Below are 18,544 nucleotides of genomic sequence, written 5' to 3'. Positions count from 1 at the left end.
AATATGTAGACTGTTGAGAAAGTTTCTGAATTTCGTTTTCTTGCGAGTGGGAGCTGTACGATTGTACCGCCCCCGAGCAAAAAACGGAAAACGCCAAAAATGCTGTAAGTTCGATACTTACAGCATTTTTAAAACCCCACCGTCAACACTTCGTGTTGCCACCTCCCCTTTTAAAAAATGGGAGGCATAATTCGGTTGATTATATTTTGGCGTGCTTCAGGAGCTTTATCGACAGTCCTTGTTGCTGAACTCGAAAATATGGAAAATCTCTGTCTTTGCAATTTTTACAGTTGTTTTTCCGTCTTTTATCTCTGTGTCAAAATGATAGGAATCATCTGAAACAAGGCGAACACAACTGAATTCTCCCGGTATGGTGAACTCAATGTCGCAAATCGGATATACAGGCGTTACAGTCTGCTGATTTACCAAGCTGACATAAGTTTTGTCGTCTTTTTCCCATTTCAAAAGCTCCACAAAATCGGGTGCGTTTGAAGTAAATTCAGGAACTTTGTCGCCCATCAAATATTTGATTATATCTGCCAAACATTGTCTGCAATCATGTGCAAGGGTCAGCTCCGGAGTAGATGCAATCCAAATGATTTTTCCGTCTCCGTACTCCGTTTGAGTCACCGCAGGAAGAGTTGTGTGAATTCCCGGCGGGTTTGAGTGAATTGCAGAAAAGTCCAGGCTGTTCGGCATTGTGTAAGGATAAGAAAGAGTTGCCAAAGCCTTTGTTTTTGTTTTGTTGATAATCCTTGCTTCAAATGCGCTGTTTTCAATCGGGTACGGACTTGATTTGTCGAAATGCTTGAAAAGATGCTTGTATTCTTCGGCAGGATTTAAGTAACAATAGTTGTATTTGCTTGTGCCTTTAATGTCGACACCGACTAAACTTTCCAGCTTTTTGTCGTTTGCAAGTTTTCCTGTGATGAATATCGAACCGCCGTTTTTAAGATAGCTTCTGAGCTGTTCGATTTCGTAATCGGAGATTTCCTGTACGCTGTTCATAACCAAAACCTTTGCCGTCAAATCCTTTAGATTTTTACTGCCGACAACATCAAATGCAATGTTCTTTTCTCGCAGAATTTTTGCAATGTTCAAAGGAGATTGAATATAGTTTTTGTTCGTTTTCAAAGCGGTGTTGTACCAAATCGCAACATCGCTTTTTATGTTTCCCGAAACATATTTTTCAACGCTTTTTGTTGTTTCAAAAACTTTTTTGATATTGTTTTGATACACCGAATTTGTGATTGTTCCGTCCGGATTTATCGCATCGCATATAGCAAACGCACCGCCGTGCACCAAAGAGTTAAGATTGTGAATGAGCAAATCCTCATTACTTCTTGAAACCGTGTGATAAAACAGAGTGTTGTCGCATTTTGAGGTGATGTAGCAAAACGGCTTGTTGAGCGTCATATTGTTATAATATTTGCACATAAATGTTTGCTCAAGATAACCGCCGTAGTAGTCACCGCTTGCATAATCGGAGGCGCTGAAGTTTGCTTCCGTATTCCCCTGCATCCAGTCAAGTCCGATTGCCGCCATATTGTGCTCAATGGTGATGTTCGGATTAACATCCTTAATGGCTTTTGTGTTTGAACGCATAAATTCGTCTATCCAAGCCTGTCTTCTGTGGAGGTATTCAATCCATATTTTGCTGTTCGGGTTATGTACGGCAGGAATAGCCATTCCCGTTTCTTTCAAGAATCGTTCTTGGCAATGCTTGCAAAAACATTCTCTCGGCCAAAACGGCATATCGAGGAAAATGCTCTCAAAATCATAAGTCTGTGCAAGTTCGCTTAAAATGTTGTGGCAGTATTCTCTGTATTCCGGATTGTTCGGACAAACCAAGCCGTATCTTGTGTTTGCGCCCGGCAACTTTGTGCGAGAAGCCACGCCTGTAAAGTGTCTGATTCTCCAGTTTTTGTGGTTTGCATATGCGTAGTTATCGTAAACTTGCGAAAAATACAGGATAACATTCATATTGTTTTTATGGCACTCGTCAATCATTTCTCCCACATAGTCGAGATTTCTGTTTTTGAGTGTTTCGTGCATTTTGCCGTATTTGCTCGGCCAATAGTGCAATCCCACATGAGATTTCGCCTTAACCACAACGCTTGTGACCTCGGCTTCTTTCATTGTTTTTACAAAATCTTTTACATCAAGCTTGGACAAATATTCAGGATTTGTGTCGTTGATATGCATATCCATAAATATTCGTCTGTAATCATTATCGTACCACATTTTTATTACCCCTTACTTATAAATGATACTTAATATGAAATAACGAACGATATTTTTGCATAGTGTCGCAAAGATAATTATATATTAAATGTCAAACGATAGCAACAACAAAAAATCAAGCACACGCAAAGGAAAAAGTCTCTCAAATTTTTTGCTTATTTCAATTTGTGTTACGATTTTGATTTGAGCAAGGCATTTAAAACGCATCAAAATCATATGATGGCAAAATGTTAATTATATTGCAATTAAAGTTAATTTTTGTTATCATAAATATAAAGTTATAAAAGAAATGTTCAGCCGGATTCAACCAAATCCACGAGGTTAAAAAGGAGTGGTTTGAATCCGAAGAACAATACAATATGTTCTGCCGGCGACTAAATGTTTTGAACCAAAATTTGATATAATTATATTAAAAGTAATATTTGAGCTGTAAATGGTTTTTGCTGTTTGCAGCTTTTTGTTTTTTTAATAAATATCAAAGGATGGTAAAGGATGAATAATTATTTGTTATGGGAAAACACAAACCGCAACGAAACATTTTCTGATTTTGTTTGCCTGAAAATAAGAGAACGACAGCTTAATGAAGTGGCACTTTACAAAAGCGTTGACTTGTCAAGAGATATATTTTCAAAAATGTTCAGCAACCGTTTTTATCAACCGTCAAAGCAAACAGCCATAAAATTTTGTTTGGGGTTGAAGCTGAACTTTTCAGAAACAGACTATTTGTTGAGCCTTGCGGGTTATGCTTTGTCAACAAGTTTGAAAGAGGATTTAATTGTTCGCTTCTGCATTTTAAACGGAATTTATAACCTGTTTGAAGTGAACGACCTGCTATATGAATATTGCGAAACCACTTTATAATAACAAATCCGAGTCCTTTCAAACTCGGATTTTTGCTATTTAGTTTGGTCTTTTTAGCTTTAGCTGTGCATATTTCACAGTCGGATAACGCTTTGACGAGCTTGTATTAAAGACATTAATAATTTTACAACGAATAAAGCGCTCTTGGGTATTTTGAGTAAATACAATGATATTATGCAAAAAAGCAGTTAGGATATTGTTCCTAACTGCCATTTTCATTATTATTTTTCTAATAAGATGTCTATCACTTGAAATATTTTTTCTTGCATTTCTGCAGGAGTTTTTAAGACTCTTTTGTATATCTCGCTAAAACTCGATTCTGTTATTTCGCCGGACAAAAGATAATCCGCAGATACATTTAATGCCTTGCTGATTTTGTACAAATTTTCCGACAAGATGGATTTGCTGCCTCTTTCAGCAGTAGAGATCATTTGAGGTGAAACATCTGCGAGTTCTGCTAATTGCTCTTGAGACAAGCCTAACTGTTTGCGTCTTTTGATAATTCTTTTGCCCATTTCACCATTAAAATTATTATTTTTCAATATCAACACCTCCACTACATTAGATATTATATCTTGGAGTGGATAAACGGTTAACAGACTAAAATAGAATAATTCTAAAACAGTAGAATTATCGACACCGTTCGACAATATATTTGCAATAAATATGTTATTGTTTATTCGATGTGAGAAAGGAGGGGATAAAATGAGTTATATTTCTATTCTTAACAAAGTTGCAAAAGAGCATAAGACAACACCCGAAGCAGTTGATAAAGAAATCAGAGAAGCTATAAAATATACCGGTATGGATATAGAACCGGAAGCCTTTATAAAAATCATTTCTGCCAAAGTGAAAGTACAAATGGCAGTGTAATAAAACAGCCGCTCTGCTTTATGCAAGGCGGTCGGAATACTGATAAAGTTTGAGAAATTACAAGGAGCTGATGTTCTGTCATCAGCTCCTTGTTAATTTTATAAAGAATATCAATTAAACATGTATATATATTTATGTCGTTGGTTATATAGTAGGCTTTTCACTCTTGTTATGATTTCGGTCGGGTAATAATCATTTACTGTTTCAATAGTTTTTTCTATATCATAATTTGTAAATGATAATTTTAGTTGGTCACCAAACAATTTTGTGGCTGCCTCTAATTGAATGTCAAAATCATCATTAAAAGGTTTTGCTTTGATTTTTTCTATGCCTTTGTATATATCTAAACCGATTGGATAATCTTCTGTTGTATCTGCGAGCAGAGATAATCCAAAATCAAAATATGGGCAAAATCTAAATTCACCGGTTTCGTCATTAAGAATAAATGCAATATTGTTTGTATGTCTATCCTCATTTAAGAAAAACGCATCAAGCTCAAGCATCATAGTGATATATGCACCAACATTTTCTAAATGTGTTATTTTTTCAATAAAATTTACGGTGTGTTTGATTTTATCCTCCGGAGTTTCATAATTTAAAAGTTCTTTTGCCATTGAATTAGCAAGCCAACTTTTAGCCAAATGCTCAAGCGTTACTATGCTTTCGTTTTTGCCCTTGAAATTTTTTGAATAGCAACCATTTAATGTTTTGTTATCAAATTCGATTTTTGTTGGGTGATAAGCAACAAAATTATTTACATTTGATTTGGTTAAAAGTTTTGATATAACAACTTCACAGAGTGCCTCATATCCCATATGGTCAGCTTTGTACCATAAGTCATCAACCGACCACTTTTGCTGATTGCCTTTTGATGAAGTTACTTTTGTATCAATCAAATCATATCCGTTAAGATTAATTGTGTTTATCAAAATGCCATCCTCCTTTTTCTTGTAAATCGTAAATATTGGTTATCTTCAGCTGTTTTTCCGTTTGTTTTTTCAACAATTTGAAACGGGTCATAGCTATCAATGCCTATCCTGCCAAGAATAGTTTTGCACATTGCTCTTTCTTTTGGAAAACATCTGTCAGCAAGAAAATCCTCAAAATCTTGCCATGTCGGATTTTCATTAACTCCAAAAGCCCGTTTCATAATGTCATTTGTGCGATTAACAATATTTATTTTTTTATGTGTAAAATCAACATAAATCTCTGTGCATATTTTTTGTTTATACATAAAATCTATTCTCATCACATAATCGTCATTTAAAGGCTTGTTAAGATATTTTGAGATGGTTTGTCTGCTTACACCAAAACGCTCTGCGATTTCTTTTGTCGTTTTTCCTTGCTGTTGCATTTCAATAATAGCTTCAGTATCCTTTTTGCTTAACGCTTTCTTTCTGCCGGAGCGCTGTCTGCCGGCAATTTCACGCAATTCCGTTTCATCATCAGTTCCGAAAATTTCTATACATAGTTTTCTGTAATCCGTCATAACCCGCTCCTTTCAATAGTGTAAACTTTCATTGTTTACACTATTATATATTATGTAAATTATTTTGTCAACTATACTAAAATACGGGTTTGGTTTTTATATTTGTCATATTCGGCAAGTAGCTATCGTGTATTTGCTTTGTTTACAATTCTATGAATAAATGATACAATATTGTCGTAATGAGTTTATTTAATCTTGGCTTTAATTTGGCTTTGAATTAGAATTTTGTTTATAAATTTATAGCGAAACCTTTGGAGAAGGGCAATGGAAAATTTGAGGATCAGCAGGAGAGAGGCTTGCGAGATTTTGTCTATTTCAACCGAAACGGCAAGCAAGTGGATAAAACTCGGAAAGCTGAAAATGAACGATGACAAAACCTTTGACAAGGAATATATTGAGCGTTTGGCAGAGGAAAACAAAATAGGTTCGCTCTTGCAAAGCAGATGAAACAAAAGGCTTAAAGACGCTGTTGAAATTTATGGCGGTTACATCAACAGCTATAAAAATCGTGAGGAAGTCAAACGCCTTTTGAACGATACCGATATTCTGTCGCTTGACGAAATCAGAGATGTTCTTGCCTATTTTGCACGCCAACTTTACGCAAAAACAGAGCAATCAAACTCGGAAGTGTTTGAAGCACTCATATCGGATTTGACGAAAAATTCCGTCAACTTATTCTGCAACAATTTCAATATCAACCTTGAATTCACACCGTTTGACGACACTCTCGGATTCGTTTATATCTCACTTTTGCAATTTTCAAACAAGAAATCCAAGGGTGTGTTTTTCACGCCCAACCGAATAGCCGATGACATAATTGACGATTTAAACTGCATTGCCAACCTGCAAAACAAGACGATTTGTGACCCGTGCTGCGGTTCGGGAAATTTTCTTTTGCGGCTTATGAAAAACGGCTTGAGCCTGAATCATATATTTGGCTTTGATATTGACGAAATAAGCGTGGCTTTGGCAAAAATCAGTCTGTTTTTGAACGACACAAATTTAACCTCGGAACAACTGAATTCCCACATCAAATGTCTTGATTCTCTGACTGAACTCGACAACAATTATGATGTGATAATCGGAAATCCACCGTGGGGCGGAAGCTATGATAAAGAATATAGAAAAGCTGTCAGAAAATCGTTTCTTGTTGCAAAACGCAACGAATTCGACACCTTTGATTTATTCATCGAAAAAGCAATAGCTATGCTCAACGAAAACGGATTTTTAGCCTATATTCTGCCCGAGGCATTGATGAATGTGAGCAGTCATCAAAAGGCAAGAGAGCTGATTTTGAACAACGCTTCGTTTAAGTCGGTTCATTATTTCGGTCAAACATTGAAAGGCTCAACCAGTCCTGTTGTGGCGATGACTTTGCAAAAATGTGATTGTGGCTCAACAAAAAATTGCAGAATAAAAACCAAAACCGATTCGTTTGTTATCGGCTCAAACAGACGCATCGATTCAAGTAATTTTAATCTGAACATCACCGATTTTGAATACGAACATCTTGAACAAATCAACAGCATCAAAGAGCCGGTGTTTTTGAAAAACAACGCTGTTTTTGCAGTCGGAATCATCACGGGTAACAACAAAAATCACATCAAATCGGAGCGTTTGCCTGACACAGAGCCTATCTTAAAAGGCACGGACATTGGCAAATACATAATCAACGAGGCGCACGCTTTTGTGCATTACGACAGGAGTATTTTTCAGCAATCCGCACCGCCCGAAACATATCGTGCAAAGGAAAAAATACTCTACCGTTACATTTCAAACACGCCTGTTTTTGCTTATGACGACCGTCAAATGTTGCCGCTCAACAGCTGCAATGTTCTCATTCCGCAAATTGACGGGCTCGACTTAAAATACATTCTCGCAATTCTCAATTCAAGCGTTGCGGAGTTCTTTTTCAGCAAGACTTTCAATTCGGTTAAGATGTTAAAATCGCACATTGAAGCCCTGCCGATTCCGGTTCCGACAGCTCAACAGCAAGCAAAAATAATTTCGCTCGTGGATGAAATTTTGAACAATCCAACCGAAGCAACCATAATTCAAAACGAACTAAACAGCATCGTTGAAAAGCTATATAACCTTGCATAAGAAACGGCAGTTAGAGAAATTTACTAACTGCCGTTTTATAATTATGCTATGTTGATGATATTAAATAACATATCCATCTATTACAATATTGTTACACTTTGTATGCTTGTTGAATATGGGAGTGCTGTTAAAAAATCTTGGAATTATGATTATTAATCACAATTCATCAAAAAAGTAAATCGCTAAAATATATAAAAACTGCTTACTCAATGAGTAGGCAGTTTTTTCAGCGTGTTGAAAGCTTTTTATTTATCAAATGATGTGTAATCCTCGGCAACATCGTTTTCAACATCTTCGTTGATGTCGTCATTGGCTTGCCAAGTTTTTTCCAATGCAAGATTATGGATATATTCTATTCTTTGGTTGATTGAAGATATGATTTTTTGTTTTCTTGCATCATCAATTAAATTTTCATCGGCATCATTCAATATGCCGAGTATTTCATTGTCGATGTTTTTCAAAGCGTCAAAGTCTATCCAATCAAAAGAGGTGACTAATCTTAACTGTTCAAAATGAGTTTTCTTGAATGGCTTGCAAACTATCAACGATTGCTTATCCATATTAGGTGTAACCTTATCATAGCCGAGTGATGAGCCACTGTCAAAAATCGGTGCAACATCAATCCATTCAAGCGTGTTTGCATTTCTGACAAGACCGAAATTATTGAGGTGTCTGTCCTCATTGGCTATAATAAAATCAACTACAATCATTTGATTGATTTTATCAACGATGTCATCAATGCCCAAAGATTTGCAACAGTCAATATAATGCTGATAAACAGACAAGTGATTAGGTTTAGGATACCTTTGCAAAATCTTCCAAGCCGTAACAAGTTCTGTATCTCTTGAAATAAAATCTTCGCAAACGCTGTATGGATTTTCATCATCAACCATAACGGAATAACTGACATGATCTATATTCAATTTATCCATAATCAATGATGCAATAGCCTCATTAAACGGCTGTTGCTCATAAGGCAAACTGCCTGCTTTAAGAAGACAACGCTTTTGATTAATTATTTTCCATCTTTTCTTTAAGCAGCCGTCAGATGTGTTGTCGGGTGAGTTCAAGCTGAAGTTTTCAGAATCTTTTGCTTTTCCGAACAGAATATCACCGACATCTTCTGAAAAATCATTATCAAAGAAATTTATAACTTCCCATTCCAAATCAGAATTAATAGGCTTAACCCAATACTGATCCGATAGGCTTAATCCATAGCATTTTGCCAAAAGCAGTTTTGGAGTGCTTACACGCAAAATTTCAAGTGCATCTCTTACACCCGACCTGCTTGCAGGAATTGAACGATCGGTCCACCATTTATTGAGCAAGGCTCTGTCGGCGGATAAATCGTCTTTGGTTGTACCGATAGGAAGGTGAGCAAAGTTATATATTTCGCCTATTTCAACGATTGAACCGGTTTCTTCATCTAATGATAAATCAGCCACTTTTATGTTTTTGTGCATCAAAGTATAGTTCATAACAACGCTCCTTCCTAATTTGTTTTCATTAATCATTATACACAATCTGTTATTTAAAATCAATTATTAACATTTTATTTAATTTATAACCTATTAATATATATAATCATTTTAGCTATAGATATTATTGGGTTCAAAGACGGTGTGTTTCTTTAGGGCTCAAAATAAGTTCTGCCGAAATGTGCAGAAAACCTCATTTTATGCGGGTTTGAGAGGGCTTTGATATTGTCAAAAACCGACAAATTAAAAAAGCGTTTTGTTTTTGACTAAAAATTTCAATCAAAAACAGGGTGTTTCTTGATTTTTTTGTTTTTTATTTTTTTATGTTATAATTATATTGAAGACCACAGGTGTACTCATCTCGCAACAGTCCACCGGACTATAAACATAAGTTATTTAATTCACGACATTCTGACAGAGAGAAAACTCAAAACTTGTGGTCTTTCATTCAAAATAGTAATTGTGGCGGTTTTTTGTTTTTTCAAAAAATTTGTTACAATTACTATGAATGTCGGAGATAAACTAAATATATCCATATGAGGGACTGCTCCGATGAGTGGTCTTTTTAATTTTTTTAGAAAGGTAAATATGATTAACAAAATAAAATTATCCGATTATCCAATAAATATAGATACAATTTGTTTCAAAATCAATGCGGAATTAAACGAGAGTTGCTATTCCGATTGGGAAAATAAATATAAATTTTATCAAACAATCAGATTTATAAACGGAAGCAGAGTCAGTATCAGATATTATCATTTTTATAAATGTCTTTCTATTTATATAGATTCGTTGCCGGGACTTTTGTACGGTTCGTCGCAAGAACTATACAAATACAGTGATTATCCTCATTTCAAAAAAATACTTTCCGGTTTGCTCAACGGTGTTACGGGTCTTGATGAATTCAAACCCGATGTTTGGGATTATGCAAGAATTGTTCGATTAGATTTGAATCAGGATTATTATTTTTCGTCAAAGAGCAACGAAGAAAAATTCAGGGAATGGGTCAGCAAGTTCAATATGCCATACGGAAAAGATGTTGTTTATAATTCGGGCAAGAAAAACGGAACAAAATCGACCAACCTGACTTGTTATTCGAAAGATGAGCAGTTAAAAACGAAATATCGAAATTTTGAAAATCCGTACAGTCACAAATGTTTTTGCACAAGGGTTGAATTTCAGATGAAAGCAAATTATTGGAAAAGCAACAAAATATATTTGCTTAACATTCTTTCAAACAACTGCGAAAAGAAAACATTTTTTGATATTATGGTTAACAAAATGAATATGAACGGAGCGATTATGAACAACGGTCAATTCTATTATTTCCTCAAAAAGATACAACAGGAAAAACGCAAGGACTTTGCAGAGAACATCAAAAAGTTTTATAACGAACTTTCAAAATCAGGATTTTCAAAAGCAAAAAAATTGCCGTCATATAAAAATTACATCAAATACACAATCGAATCGGGCAAAAATCCGATAAAAATCAGCGACTCGGTTTATAAGGAATTGGTCGAATTAAAAGATATATATTATAGTGAAAAAAATTGAAAGATATTTTGAAAAAACAATGCAAAATCTTATTTTTAAAAAAATCGTTGTATTAATATAGTGAGGGGTATGAAATTTGCCCCAAAACAAGAAAATTTGCAAAAAAACTTAAAAAAATTGTGCAAAAAATTTTCTTTTTAAAAAATCGTTGTATTAATATAGCGAGGGGTGTAAAAATCGCCCCAAAAACAGCAAAGGAGTGATAGATTTGCTTTGATAAAACTAAACATTCAAAACTAAATATGATAAAAATAAAAACTAAAAAATAAAAATTAATTATATTAAATTTAAATATAGAAAGGACAGTTATATGAATAAATTTTACACTGTACGAGAAGTATCGGAAATCTTACATACAAATCGCAATACGGTTTACGATTTAATCAAGTCAGGAGAACTCAAGGCGGGCAAGATGGGCTCATTGAAGATTAAAGAAGACTGGTTAGATGAATATATTGAAAACAGCAGAATTGCATAATAAGGAGTGAACAGTATGGTTGATTCAATCAAAAAAAGAGTCAGGAAATTCAGCACAGGTAAGTGGGGATGGGAACTTGAATTCCCGTCCAACACCACAAAGAGAAACCGCAAAACAAAGAGCGGTTTTAAAACAAAAAGGGAAGCCGAGGAAGATGCCGTTAGGGCAATGAAAATATACGAAAGTAATCCGAATTACATCAACGCATCCAATATGAAATATTCGCAGGTGTTGGACTTATGGTACAACGAATACTGTATGATAAATCATAAAGAAAGCACCTGTGTGTCTTACAAGAAAAAGCTTCCAAAAATCAAAAATGCTCTTGGTAATTTAAATGTTACCAAAATAACCACTTTGGATGTTCAAAAATTCATCAATCAGCTTGCAAGAGAAAGAGTTTCAAGAAATTCCATTGTGTGCTACAAAGGAATGATTACCAATTCGCTTGATTATGCGATTGTGACATTAAATGTCATCAGCGAAAACAAAGCAAAAAACGCAAAGCTTCCTGCCAAACGAGGTGAACTGTCGCAAATGGGAAACAGCCACCCGAATGTTTTGCTTAAACAAACCGAAGTGGAAAGAATACTTAAAAGATTTCACGAGGGCACAACGGCACACATTCCGCTTGTTATGTGTTACAGGCTCGGATTGCGAAGAGGCGAAGCGTTCGGTGTTGTTTGGGAAGATATAGATTTTTCAAATGAAGTCATCCATATCAGAAGACAGCTTCAGTACAGTGAAGTCAAAAAAGAATGGTATTGTACAAAACCAAAATACGAATCCGAAAGGGTTATCCCGTTGGACGCAAAAACTTTGGATTTGCTAAAAAGGACAAAGGAGCTTCAAGACAACAACAGGGAAGCGTTCAAAAAAAGATATAACGAATATTATTTTGACGAGAATCTAAATATTTCTATTGATGACAAATCAAAAGGTATGACCCCGGCACACTTTGTGAATGTAAGAGCGGACGGAGCACTTATCACTTCAAACATTTGCATGCACATTACAGAAGTAGTAAAAACCGAATTGGGCATTAAAGGTTTTACGATGCATTCATTAAGACATACAAATTCAACTTTGTTGACGCAAAACGGAGTAGACATCAAAGCCGTTCAAGAACGACTCGGACACAAGAGCATTAACGAAACGCTGAATATATACACCCATTGCTCACAGGAGATGATAGATAAGAGCAGAATAATCGCCAACGACATTTTTAAATAAAAAACGCTTGGGAGAGGAATCCCAAGCGTAATTTTACGATTTATTTTGACGAATTTTTGGCGAATATCCAATTTTTCATCAAATTTTTGTGGTTGCGTCAAGACTGTTAAAAGTCCTGAAACCCTTTATTAGAGAGCTTCTGCGACAGCAACTGCGCAAGCTACGGTAGCTCCGACCATAGGGTTGTTACCCATACCGATGAGACCCATCATCTCAACGTGAGCAGGAACTGATGAAGAACCTGCGAACTGAGCGTCTGAGTGCATACGACCCATTGTGTCTGTCATACCGTATGATGCAGGGCCTGCAGCCATATTATCAGGGTGAAGTGTACGGCCTGTACCGCCACCTGAAGCAACTGAGAAGTACTTTTTGCCTGCTTCAAGTCTTTCTTTCTTATATGTGCCTGCAACAGGGTGCTGGAATCTTGTTGGGTTTGTTGAGTTACCTGTGATAGAAACATCAACATTCTCTTTCCACATGATTGCAACGCCTTCTGTTACATCGTTTGCGCCGTAGCAGTTAACCTTTGCACGGAGACCGTCTGAATATGCCTTGCGGAATACTTCCTTAACTTCGCCTGTGTAGTAATCCATCTCGGTTTCAATATATGTGAAGCCGTTGATTCTTGCGATGATCTGAGCAGCGTCCTTGCCAAGACCGTTAAGGATAACACGGAGAGGCTTTTGTCTAACCTTGTTTGCCTTTTCAGCGATACCGATAGCACCCTCAGCGGCAGCGAATGATTCGTGACCTGCAAGGAATGCGAAGCACTCTGTTTCTTCTTCAAGGAGCATCTTGCCGAGGTTACCGTGGCCAAGACCAACTTTACGCTGATCGGCAACAGAACCTGGAATGCAGAATGACTGAAGACCCTCGCCGATTGCAGCAGCAGCTTCAGCAGCTGACTTTACGCCCTTTTTGATAGCGATTGCACAACCAACTGTGTATGCCCACTTTGCGTTTTCAAAGCAGATTGGCTGAATGCCTTCAACGATTTTGTAAGGGTCAAAACCCTTAGCCTGGCAGATTTCTCTGCACTCTTCGATTGATTTAATATCGTATTTTTCAAGAACAGCAAGGATTTGCTTTTCTCTTCTTTCATATGATTCAAATAAAGCCATTATAATATCCTCCTACTCTTATTCTTTTCTTGGGTCGATAACCTTAACAGCGTCAGCAACACGGCCGTATTGACCCTGAGCCTTTTCAAATGCTGTGTTTGCATCGTCGCCTGCTTTGATGAAGTCCATCATCTTGCCGAAGTTAACGAACTTGTAGCCGATGATTTCGTTGTCCTCATCAAGAGCGATACCTGTTACATAACCGTCTGTCATTTCGAGGTAGCGAGGACCTGCCTTGCGAGTACCATACATAGTACCAACCTGTGAACGAAGACCCTTACCGAGATCCTCAAGACCTGCACCGATTACCAAACCGTCATCAGAGAAAGCACTCTGTGTACGACCGTAAACGATCTGGAGGAAGAGTTCTCTCATTGCTGTATTGATAGCGTCACAAACAAGGTCTGTGTTGAGAGCTTCAAGAATTGTTCTGCCAGGGAGGATTTCTGATGCCATAGCAGCAGAGTGAGTCATACCTGAGCAACCGATTGTTTCTACAAGAGCTTCTTCAATTACGCCGTTTTTAACATTAAGTGTGAGCTTGCAAGTACCCTGCTGTGGAGCACACCAACCTACACCGTGTGTAAAGCCGGAAATATCCTTGATTTCCTTTGCCATAACCCACTTTGCTTCTTCCGGGATAGGAGCAGCACCGTGAGCAACGCCCTGTGCTACAGGACACATTGTTTCAACTTCATGTGAATAAACCATTTTCTAAACTCCTTACTTTTAATTTAGAATAAATTTTTAAAATTTACCGTCTTTATTATACCCAATAAGTTTCTTGTATTCAAGTAAAAATATAAATATTAAGCATTTTTTGACAAAATATACACAAAATAGATAAATAATTACTTTTTAATTATCAGTTTTAGTGATGAAATGAAAAAAGAGATTACCAAATATGGTAATCTCACATTTTTTAATGAATGATTTTGTGCTTTGCTCTTGAAAGAATAACCCTCATTCGCTTGTAGTTTTTCTGCTCGGCAACGGGATACTTCTTTGCGAGTTCCTTGACCGCCTTGCTGTCGGGATAAGCCTTTGAGAGAGCGTGATAAATTTCTACGCATTTTGCTCGGAGCTGTGAATTTACAGAGCTTTGAGCGTTTTCAAACAGCGGTGAAACAAAGCTTGAAATAAGTTCCTTTGCAAACTTCTTGTCCGTGAATTTTGAAGCACGGTTGATTGTTTGCAAAAGTGAGTTTGCACAGCCGAGGCTGTAATCCAAATTGTGGGTGTGCTCAAATTCGTAAAAACGCTTGAAATCACAGAGATATGCGTCACGATTTATGAAATAAACATTGCTTGATTTTGCAAAAACTTTTGTCAAAAATTCCACATTTCTCGGTGTGTTGAGCCTTGAAAATTCAGCCTCGGCAGAGTGAACAACCTCTGTTTTGAACATCTTGTTGTATATGGAATTGTCTTTGACCAAAACGCTTTGCTTTTCGGCGAAATTCTTGCTTTCGTCATTTTTGTAAACCTCGGTTGCAACAGGCGAAATTTCAATTTGCTTGCCTCGTTGTTTGATTGAATTTGCAATCAAAATGTCGGCATTTTTTTCGACTGCACGGTTGTACATAATTTCGAGAATATCTTTTGTGAAAACACAGCCCTGCGACAGGAACATAATGTATTCGCCGTTTGCACTTTTTGTTGCGGTGCTGAGGGCGGTGTACGGTGCTTCCTTGTCGGCAGAAATGAATTCAAATTCAAGTCCCGTGTCGTCAAGATATTCGTGGATATTCTTGATTTTTGCAATCTTTTTGTCGGTTTTTACAAAGTCGGGAACATTGCCGTTTTTGTTTTTGTCGTATCCGTTTGGAGCTTTGAATTTGCGAAAATCAACGATAATCAGCTCAACTTCGTTGCCGATGCTTTGACGCTTGATTGAAAGGACTGCACGCTTAACATCCGAGCACAATTCGTATAGCGGAAGAATGACCGTAATTTTTTTCATTTACTTTTCCTCCTTGTTTTCAGACATAAGATATTGGTACAAATCCTCGCAACAGTTTTCAAGCGGATAGTAGAAGTTTTCCATTCTGTCCTTGAACGGTTCTTCAACTTCAAAGCCGTTGTTGATTGCTTTTTCGATTGCGTCAACAGCCCCTTGCGGGTCTTTTGAAAGTGTGCCGAACGCTTTATCATACGGCATATCAAGTTCACGGTAGTGGTTCATACCCGAAATGAATTCGATGTAGTCAGGCACAAAATAGTGAATAGGGCGGTTGAGATAAGCGTAGTCAAAAACAAATGACGAAAAGTCGGTCAAAAACATTTTGTAGTCGCTCAAATCAACCTTGTTGTTTGTGATGTTCACACGGTCGCTGTTGATTGTAACGGTTTGTTTGTACGGCTCATAGAAATTCGGGTGGAGCTTAACGTCAAGGTATAAATCGTTGTCCTCCAACAGCTTGTGAAGTTTTGGACTGTTGATGAATTCGGTGATGTTTTTATAGTAGTTTGATGACTTCAGCTTTCCAATGCAAGTTTCACGCTGAAGCTTTGATTCGGTGACAGAAAGTGCACCGATGAGATAGCTTCTCCATGACGGGGCAAAGATGATTCGGTTCTTTGCAGGTGCGTTTCTGTCGATATGGTCGTATCGAGGCATACCGCACTCGATGAGTTGGTCGGCACGCCAACCGTAGTTTTTCATAAGGTTTTCTTTTTCAAACGGAGATGAGATAACAACCTTGTCAACCAATCTGCTCTCGGATGAATAGTACCACGGAAGTTTTGCGTGCAAAATGCCGTGTTGAAGATAGATTATTTCCGAATTTAACAAGTCGAGATAATCGTTTTCTTCGTCCTCCTCAATAAACGGATTTATGCAGTCGTGCTCTGAATACGAGGTCAAGATTTTTTCGGCATTCAAATACAAATCTTTGTGATGTGTTGAGCCGAACGAAACCAAATGACTGTACATTTCAGGAGTGAATTGCTCTTTGATTTCGCTGAAATCCTTGGTGATAATGTAATATCTTTCAACACCGTCTTGCTTGTTCCAATCGTTTAGGAACTGATAATATCCGTTGTCGTAGTCAACGGTGTAGCAGTCGCAATAAAGCCAAATTCTGCGGTTTGCATATTTTTTGCAACTTACACGATGATTGTAAATCCTTGTTTGTTTGATATATTCTTTGTCTATAAGCGCACGCTTTTCGTCGAATTCTTCGGGAGTCAGCGGAGCAACAACAAGATTGTTGTCATCAAGTGCAATTTCCGCATTTGAAATTACATAACTGCTTCTCATATCATCATAGAACGGAAGATTTGGTGATGCTTTTAGTTTTGTGATGCACTCCATACCGTCGATTTCAACAAAAAATTCAATTGATTTTTTGCAGTCGATAGGTGTCGTGTAGTAGAATGCCCAGAAATTGTTTGTTTTTGTTTTGCATCTGTAATAGCTGTATGACGACAGGAACAAATCAATCTCTTTGTCAATCTTTTTGCCGTTTTCGTAAACAACGATTTTCGGCTTGTCCAAATAGTTGAAAAGCGGTGATTTGATGTGTCCCAAAAATGTCATTTCGTTGTTGTGAACCGAAATTCTTTTCATCATAATTTCTATTTTTCTGCAAAAATACGAAACCTGAGAATTGTCGGAGTTAATCAAGAATACTCCACGCTTTGAAATGAATGGGTAGATAGGGTTGTTTTCCTTTAAACAAAGGAAGTATTGCTTGTGGAAGTTGCTGACTGTCGGGTGAGCATTGATAACATCTGCGTCAATTTGATTGAGCAAGTTGATGAGGCGCTGATATTCTTTTTTGTATGCCTCACCTTCCAAATGCCATGGATACAAGATGTCGCTTCTGTTTTTCCAATTCATATCGTGAAAAACGATGGCTTGGATGTATTTTGGTATTTTGCCCGGTTCGTATTGCGCAAAGAGCCATTCAAAATATTTTGTTGATTTTTCAAAGATGTTTTGAGGATAGAATTTGCTGATTGTGGTGCTTCCCTCGTGTCTGAAATAATTGTAGCTTGCTTCACGACAAAAGCCGATTTTCATTTTTTCCATCAGCATAATGGTGATATATTTTTGGTCTTCCTGCAACAAAAGATTAGGGTCAAAAAGATTGTTGTTGCCCGGCTTGTTTTTGACACAGATATTCATTGTTGTTTGTACAATGTATATGTTGTTAAAATCGTTCAAATCATAAATACCTGTTTGCCTTAAAATATGGTATCTTGTGTGTGCCGGAGTTTTTTCCATTTCAGGAAGAATGTATTGAGTAAGAGGAAATGTAACCAAGTCAACCTCATCGTAGTGCTCGTCAAAAAATGCGACAACATTTTTAACTGTTTCGCTTGAATATGTGTCGTCGGCATCGAGGTACATAATGTATTTTCCACGAGCCTTGTCTATTCCAAAATTACGAGCCTTTGAAACACCGCCGTTTTCCTTTTGATACAGCTTGAAATTGCTGTATTTTTCGGCGTATTTCTTGCAGATTTCGGCGCTTCTGTCAACAGAGCCGTCATCAATCATCAGCACCTCCATTTCGTCAATGTCAAAAATTTGATTGACCAACGAATCAAGGGTGTCGGAAATAAATTCTTCCGAATTATATATAGGAATGATTATCGAAACTTTGTAATCGAATTGTGTGTTGCTGTTCATTCTGTTTCCTCTTTTGTTGAGTTTTATACATTTTTATCATTTTATATTATACTTTATAATAACCGATATATCAATAGAATTGTCAAATAAAAAGAAAATAGCCCTGTTAAAAAATAAAAAATAACGACCAAAAACGGGGAAAGTATTGACAATTTTAGTGTTGTGTTCTACGATTTGACATATGTTTTTGACATAGTTTTGTACAGAAAGAAGGCGTTATTCTTGTTGGATTTGCACAAAAGAATAAGGGCTTTTTCTTTTTTTACGGCGTTTTTGGCCCTGCTTTCTTGTGCATTTGGCAATAATGTTTTTGTGTATAATTAAAATTATTTGGACAACCTCTTGGGTAGATAACGATTTGGCGTTAACCAAGATTTTAAAATATGATAACAGTGATGTTGAAAATACAAGCGGTGTTGAAATCGGCATTTAAAAAACCGATGACGAAAACAACAAGGCTTCAAAAGA

General features: G+C 36.8%; 17 protein-coding genes. 8 read left to right on the top strand and 9 right to left on the bottom strand.

Annotated elements, in window-relative coordinates; translation table 11 throughout:
• Nucleotides 1-225: 225 nt before the first annotated feature.
• Nucleotides 226-2,244, bottom strand: a complete 2,019-nt coding sequence (locus Q0E03_RS06380) for a family 10 glycosylhydrolase (RefSeq protein ID WP_297130583.1) — start codon at nt 2,242-2,244, stop codon at nt 226-228.
• 492 nt (nt 2,245-2,736) lie between these two features.
• Here Q0E03_RS06380 and Q0E03_RS06375 point away from each other — a divergent pair, with 492 nt between their 5' ends.
• The gene (locus tag Q0E03_RS06375) at nt 2,737-3,105 is read left to right on the top strand and encodes a hypothetical protein (protein ID WP_297130580.1); all 369 of its coding nucleotides are present in this window, start codon (nt 2,737-2,739) and stop codon (nt 3,103-3,105) included.
• 221 nt (nt 3,106-3,326) lie between these two features.
• On the opposite strand, the gene Q0E03_RS06370 is transcribed toward Q0E03_RS06375, so the two are convergent.
• Nucleotides 3,327-3,647 carry a helix-turn-helix domain-containing protein gene (locus Q0E03_RS06370; protein WP_297130578.1) on the bottom strand — a complete coding sequence of 107 codons (321 nt, stop codon included), beginning with the start codon at nt 3,645-3,647 and terminating at the stop codon, nt 3,327-3,329.
• 163 nt (nt 3,648-3,810) lie between these two features.
• Between Q0E03_RS06370 and Q0E03_RS06365 the strand changes: the two genes are divergently transcribed.
• Complete coding sequence (locus Q0E03_RS06365; protein ID WP_297130575.1) at nt 3,811-3,978, top strand: hypothetical protein; 168 nt, start codon at nt 3,811-3,813, stop codon at nt 3,976-3,978.
• A gap of 110 nt (nt 3,979-4,088) precedes the next feature.
• On the opposite strand, the gene Q0E03_RS06360 is transcribed toward Q0E03_RS06365, so the two are convergent.
• Nucleotides 4,089-4,907, bottom strand: a complete 819-nt coding sequence (locus tag Q0E03_RS06360; RefSeq protein WP_297130572.1) for a hypothetical protein — start codon at nt 4,905-4,907, stop codon at nt 4,089-4,091.
• Nucleotides 4,904-5,467 (bottom strand): helix-turn-helix domain-containing protein, encoded by a 564-nt coding sequence (locus Q0E03_RS06355; protein ID WP_297130569.1) that lies wholly within the window; start codon nt 5,465-5,467, stop codon nt 4,904-4,906. Before Q0E03_RS06355 ends, Q0E03_RS06360 begins: the two co-directional genes overlap by 4 nt.
• A gap of 264 nt (nt 5,468-5,731) precedes the next feature.
• Between Q0E03_RS06355 and Q0E03_RS06350 the strand changes: the two genes are divergently transcribed.
• Nucleotides 5,732-5,914, top strand: a complete 183-nt coding sequence (locus Q0E03_RS06350) for a hypothetical protein (protein ID WP_297130566.1) — start codon at nt 5,732-5,734, stop codon at nt 5,912-5,914.
• 81 nt (nt 5,915-5,995) lie between these two features.
• On the top strand, nt 5,996-7,570 hold the full coding sequence (locus Q0E03_RS06345; RefSeq protein ID WP_297130563.1) for an Eco57I restriction-modification methylase domain-containing protein: 1,575 nt from the start codon (nt 5,996-5,998) through the stop codon (nt 7,568-7,570).
• Nucleotides 7,571-7,815: 245 nt separating this feature from the next.
• Here Q0E03_RS06345 and Q0E03_RS06340 read toward each other — a convergent pair whose 3' ends face one another.
• Nucleotides 7,816-9,048, bottom strand: coding sequence for a HipA domain-containing protein (locus Q0E03_RS06340; protein WP_297130560.1), 1,233 nt, complete (start codon nt 9,046-9,048; stop codon nt 7,816-7,818).
• Between the two features lie 588 nt (nt 9,049-9,636).
• Here Q0E03_RS06340 and Q0E03_RS06335 point away from each other — a divergent pair.
• From Q0E03_RS06335 to Q0E03_RS06325, 3 genes are all read left to right on the top strand, one after another.
• Nucleotides 9,637-10,602: a hypothetical protein gene (locus Q0E03_RS06335; RefSeq protein ID WP_297130557.1), complete on the top strand. Its 966-nt coding sequence runs from the start codon at nt 9,637-9,639 to the stop codon at nt 10,600-10,602.
• Between the two features lie 310 nt (nt 10,603-10,912).
• A complete protein-coding gene (locus tag Q0E03_RS06330) occupies nt 10,913-11,080 on the top strand; it encodes a helix-turn-helix domain-containing protein (protein WP_277657459.1) in 168 nt (55 codons plus the stop codon).
• Between the two features lie 15 nt (nt 11,081-11,095).
• The gene (locus Q0E03_RS06325) at nt 11,096-12,313 is read left to right on the top strand and encodes a tyrosine-type recombinase/integrase (protein WP_297130552.1); all 1,218 of its coding nucleotides are present in this window, start codon (nt 11,096-11,098) and stop codon (nt 12,311-12,313) included.
• 128 nt (nt 12,314-12,441) lie between these two features.
• Here Q0E03_RS06325 and Q0E03_RS06320 read toward each other — a convergent pair whose 3' ends face one another.
• The 4 genes from Q0E03_RS06320 to Q0E03_RS06305 all read right to left on the bottom strand — a co-directional run bounded on the left by Q0E03_RS06320 (nt 12,442) and on the right by Q0E03_RS06305 (nt 18,076).
• Nucleotides 12,442-13,437, bottom strand: coding sequence for a GGGtGRT protein (locus Q0E03_RS06320; protein ID WP_177663409.1), 996 nt, complete (start codon nt 13,435-13,437; stop codon nt 12,442-12,444).
• Nucleotides 13,438-13,455: 18 nt separating this feature from the next.
• Entirely contained in the window at nt 13,456-14,148 is a 693-nt protein-coding gene (locus tag Q0E03_RS06315) for an iron-sulfur cluster assembly scaffold protein (RefSeq protein ID WP_297130550.1), read from the bottom strand.
• A gap of 211 nt (nt 14,149-14,359) precedes the next feature.
• Entirely contained in the window at nt 14,360-15,400 is a 1,041-nt protein-coding gene (locus Q0E03_RS06310; protein ID WP_297130547.1) for a glycosyltransferase family A protein, read from the bottom strand.
• Nucleotides 15,401-18,076 carry a glycosyltransferase gene (locus Q0E03_RS06305; RefSeq protein ID WP_297130544.1) on the bottom strand — a complete coding sequence of 892 codons (2,676 nt, stop codon included), beginning with the start codon at nt 18,074-18,076 and terminating at the stop codon, nt 15,401-15,403.
• 295 nt (nt 18,077-18,371) lie between these two features.
• Between Q0E03_RS06305 and Q0E03_RS06300 the strand changes: the two genes are divergently transcribed.
• Nucleotides 18,372-18,509, top strand: a complete 138-nt coding sequence (locus Q0E03_RS06300) for a hypothetical protein (RefSeq protein WP_297130541.1) — start codon at nt 18,372-18,374, stop codon at nt 18,507-18,509.
• Nucleotides 18,510-18,544 lie beyond the last annotated feature (35 nt).

The organism is uncultured Eubacterium sp. (genome assembly GCF_934525195.1).
In the GTDB taxonomy this organism is placed as follows: domain Bacteria; phylum Bacillota; class Clostridia; order Oscillospirales; family Acutalibacteraceae; genus Eubacterium_R.
The sequence above is the reverse complement of the archived record's forward strand: the minus strand, read 5'-3'. Positions and strand labels throughout refer to the sequence as shown.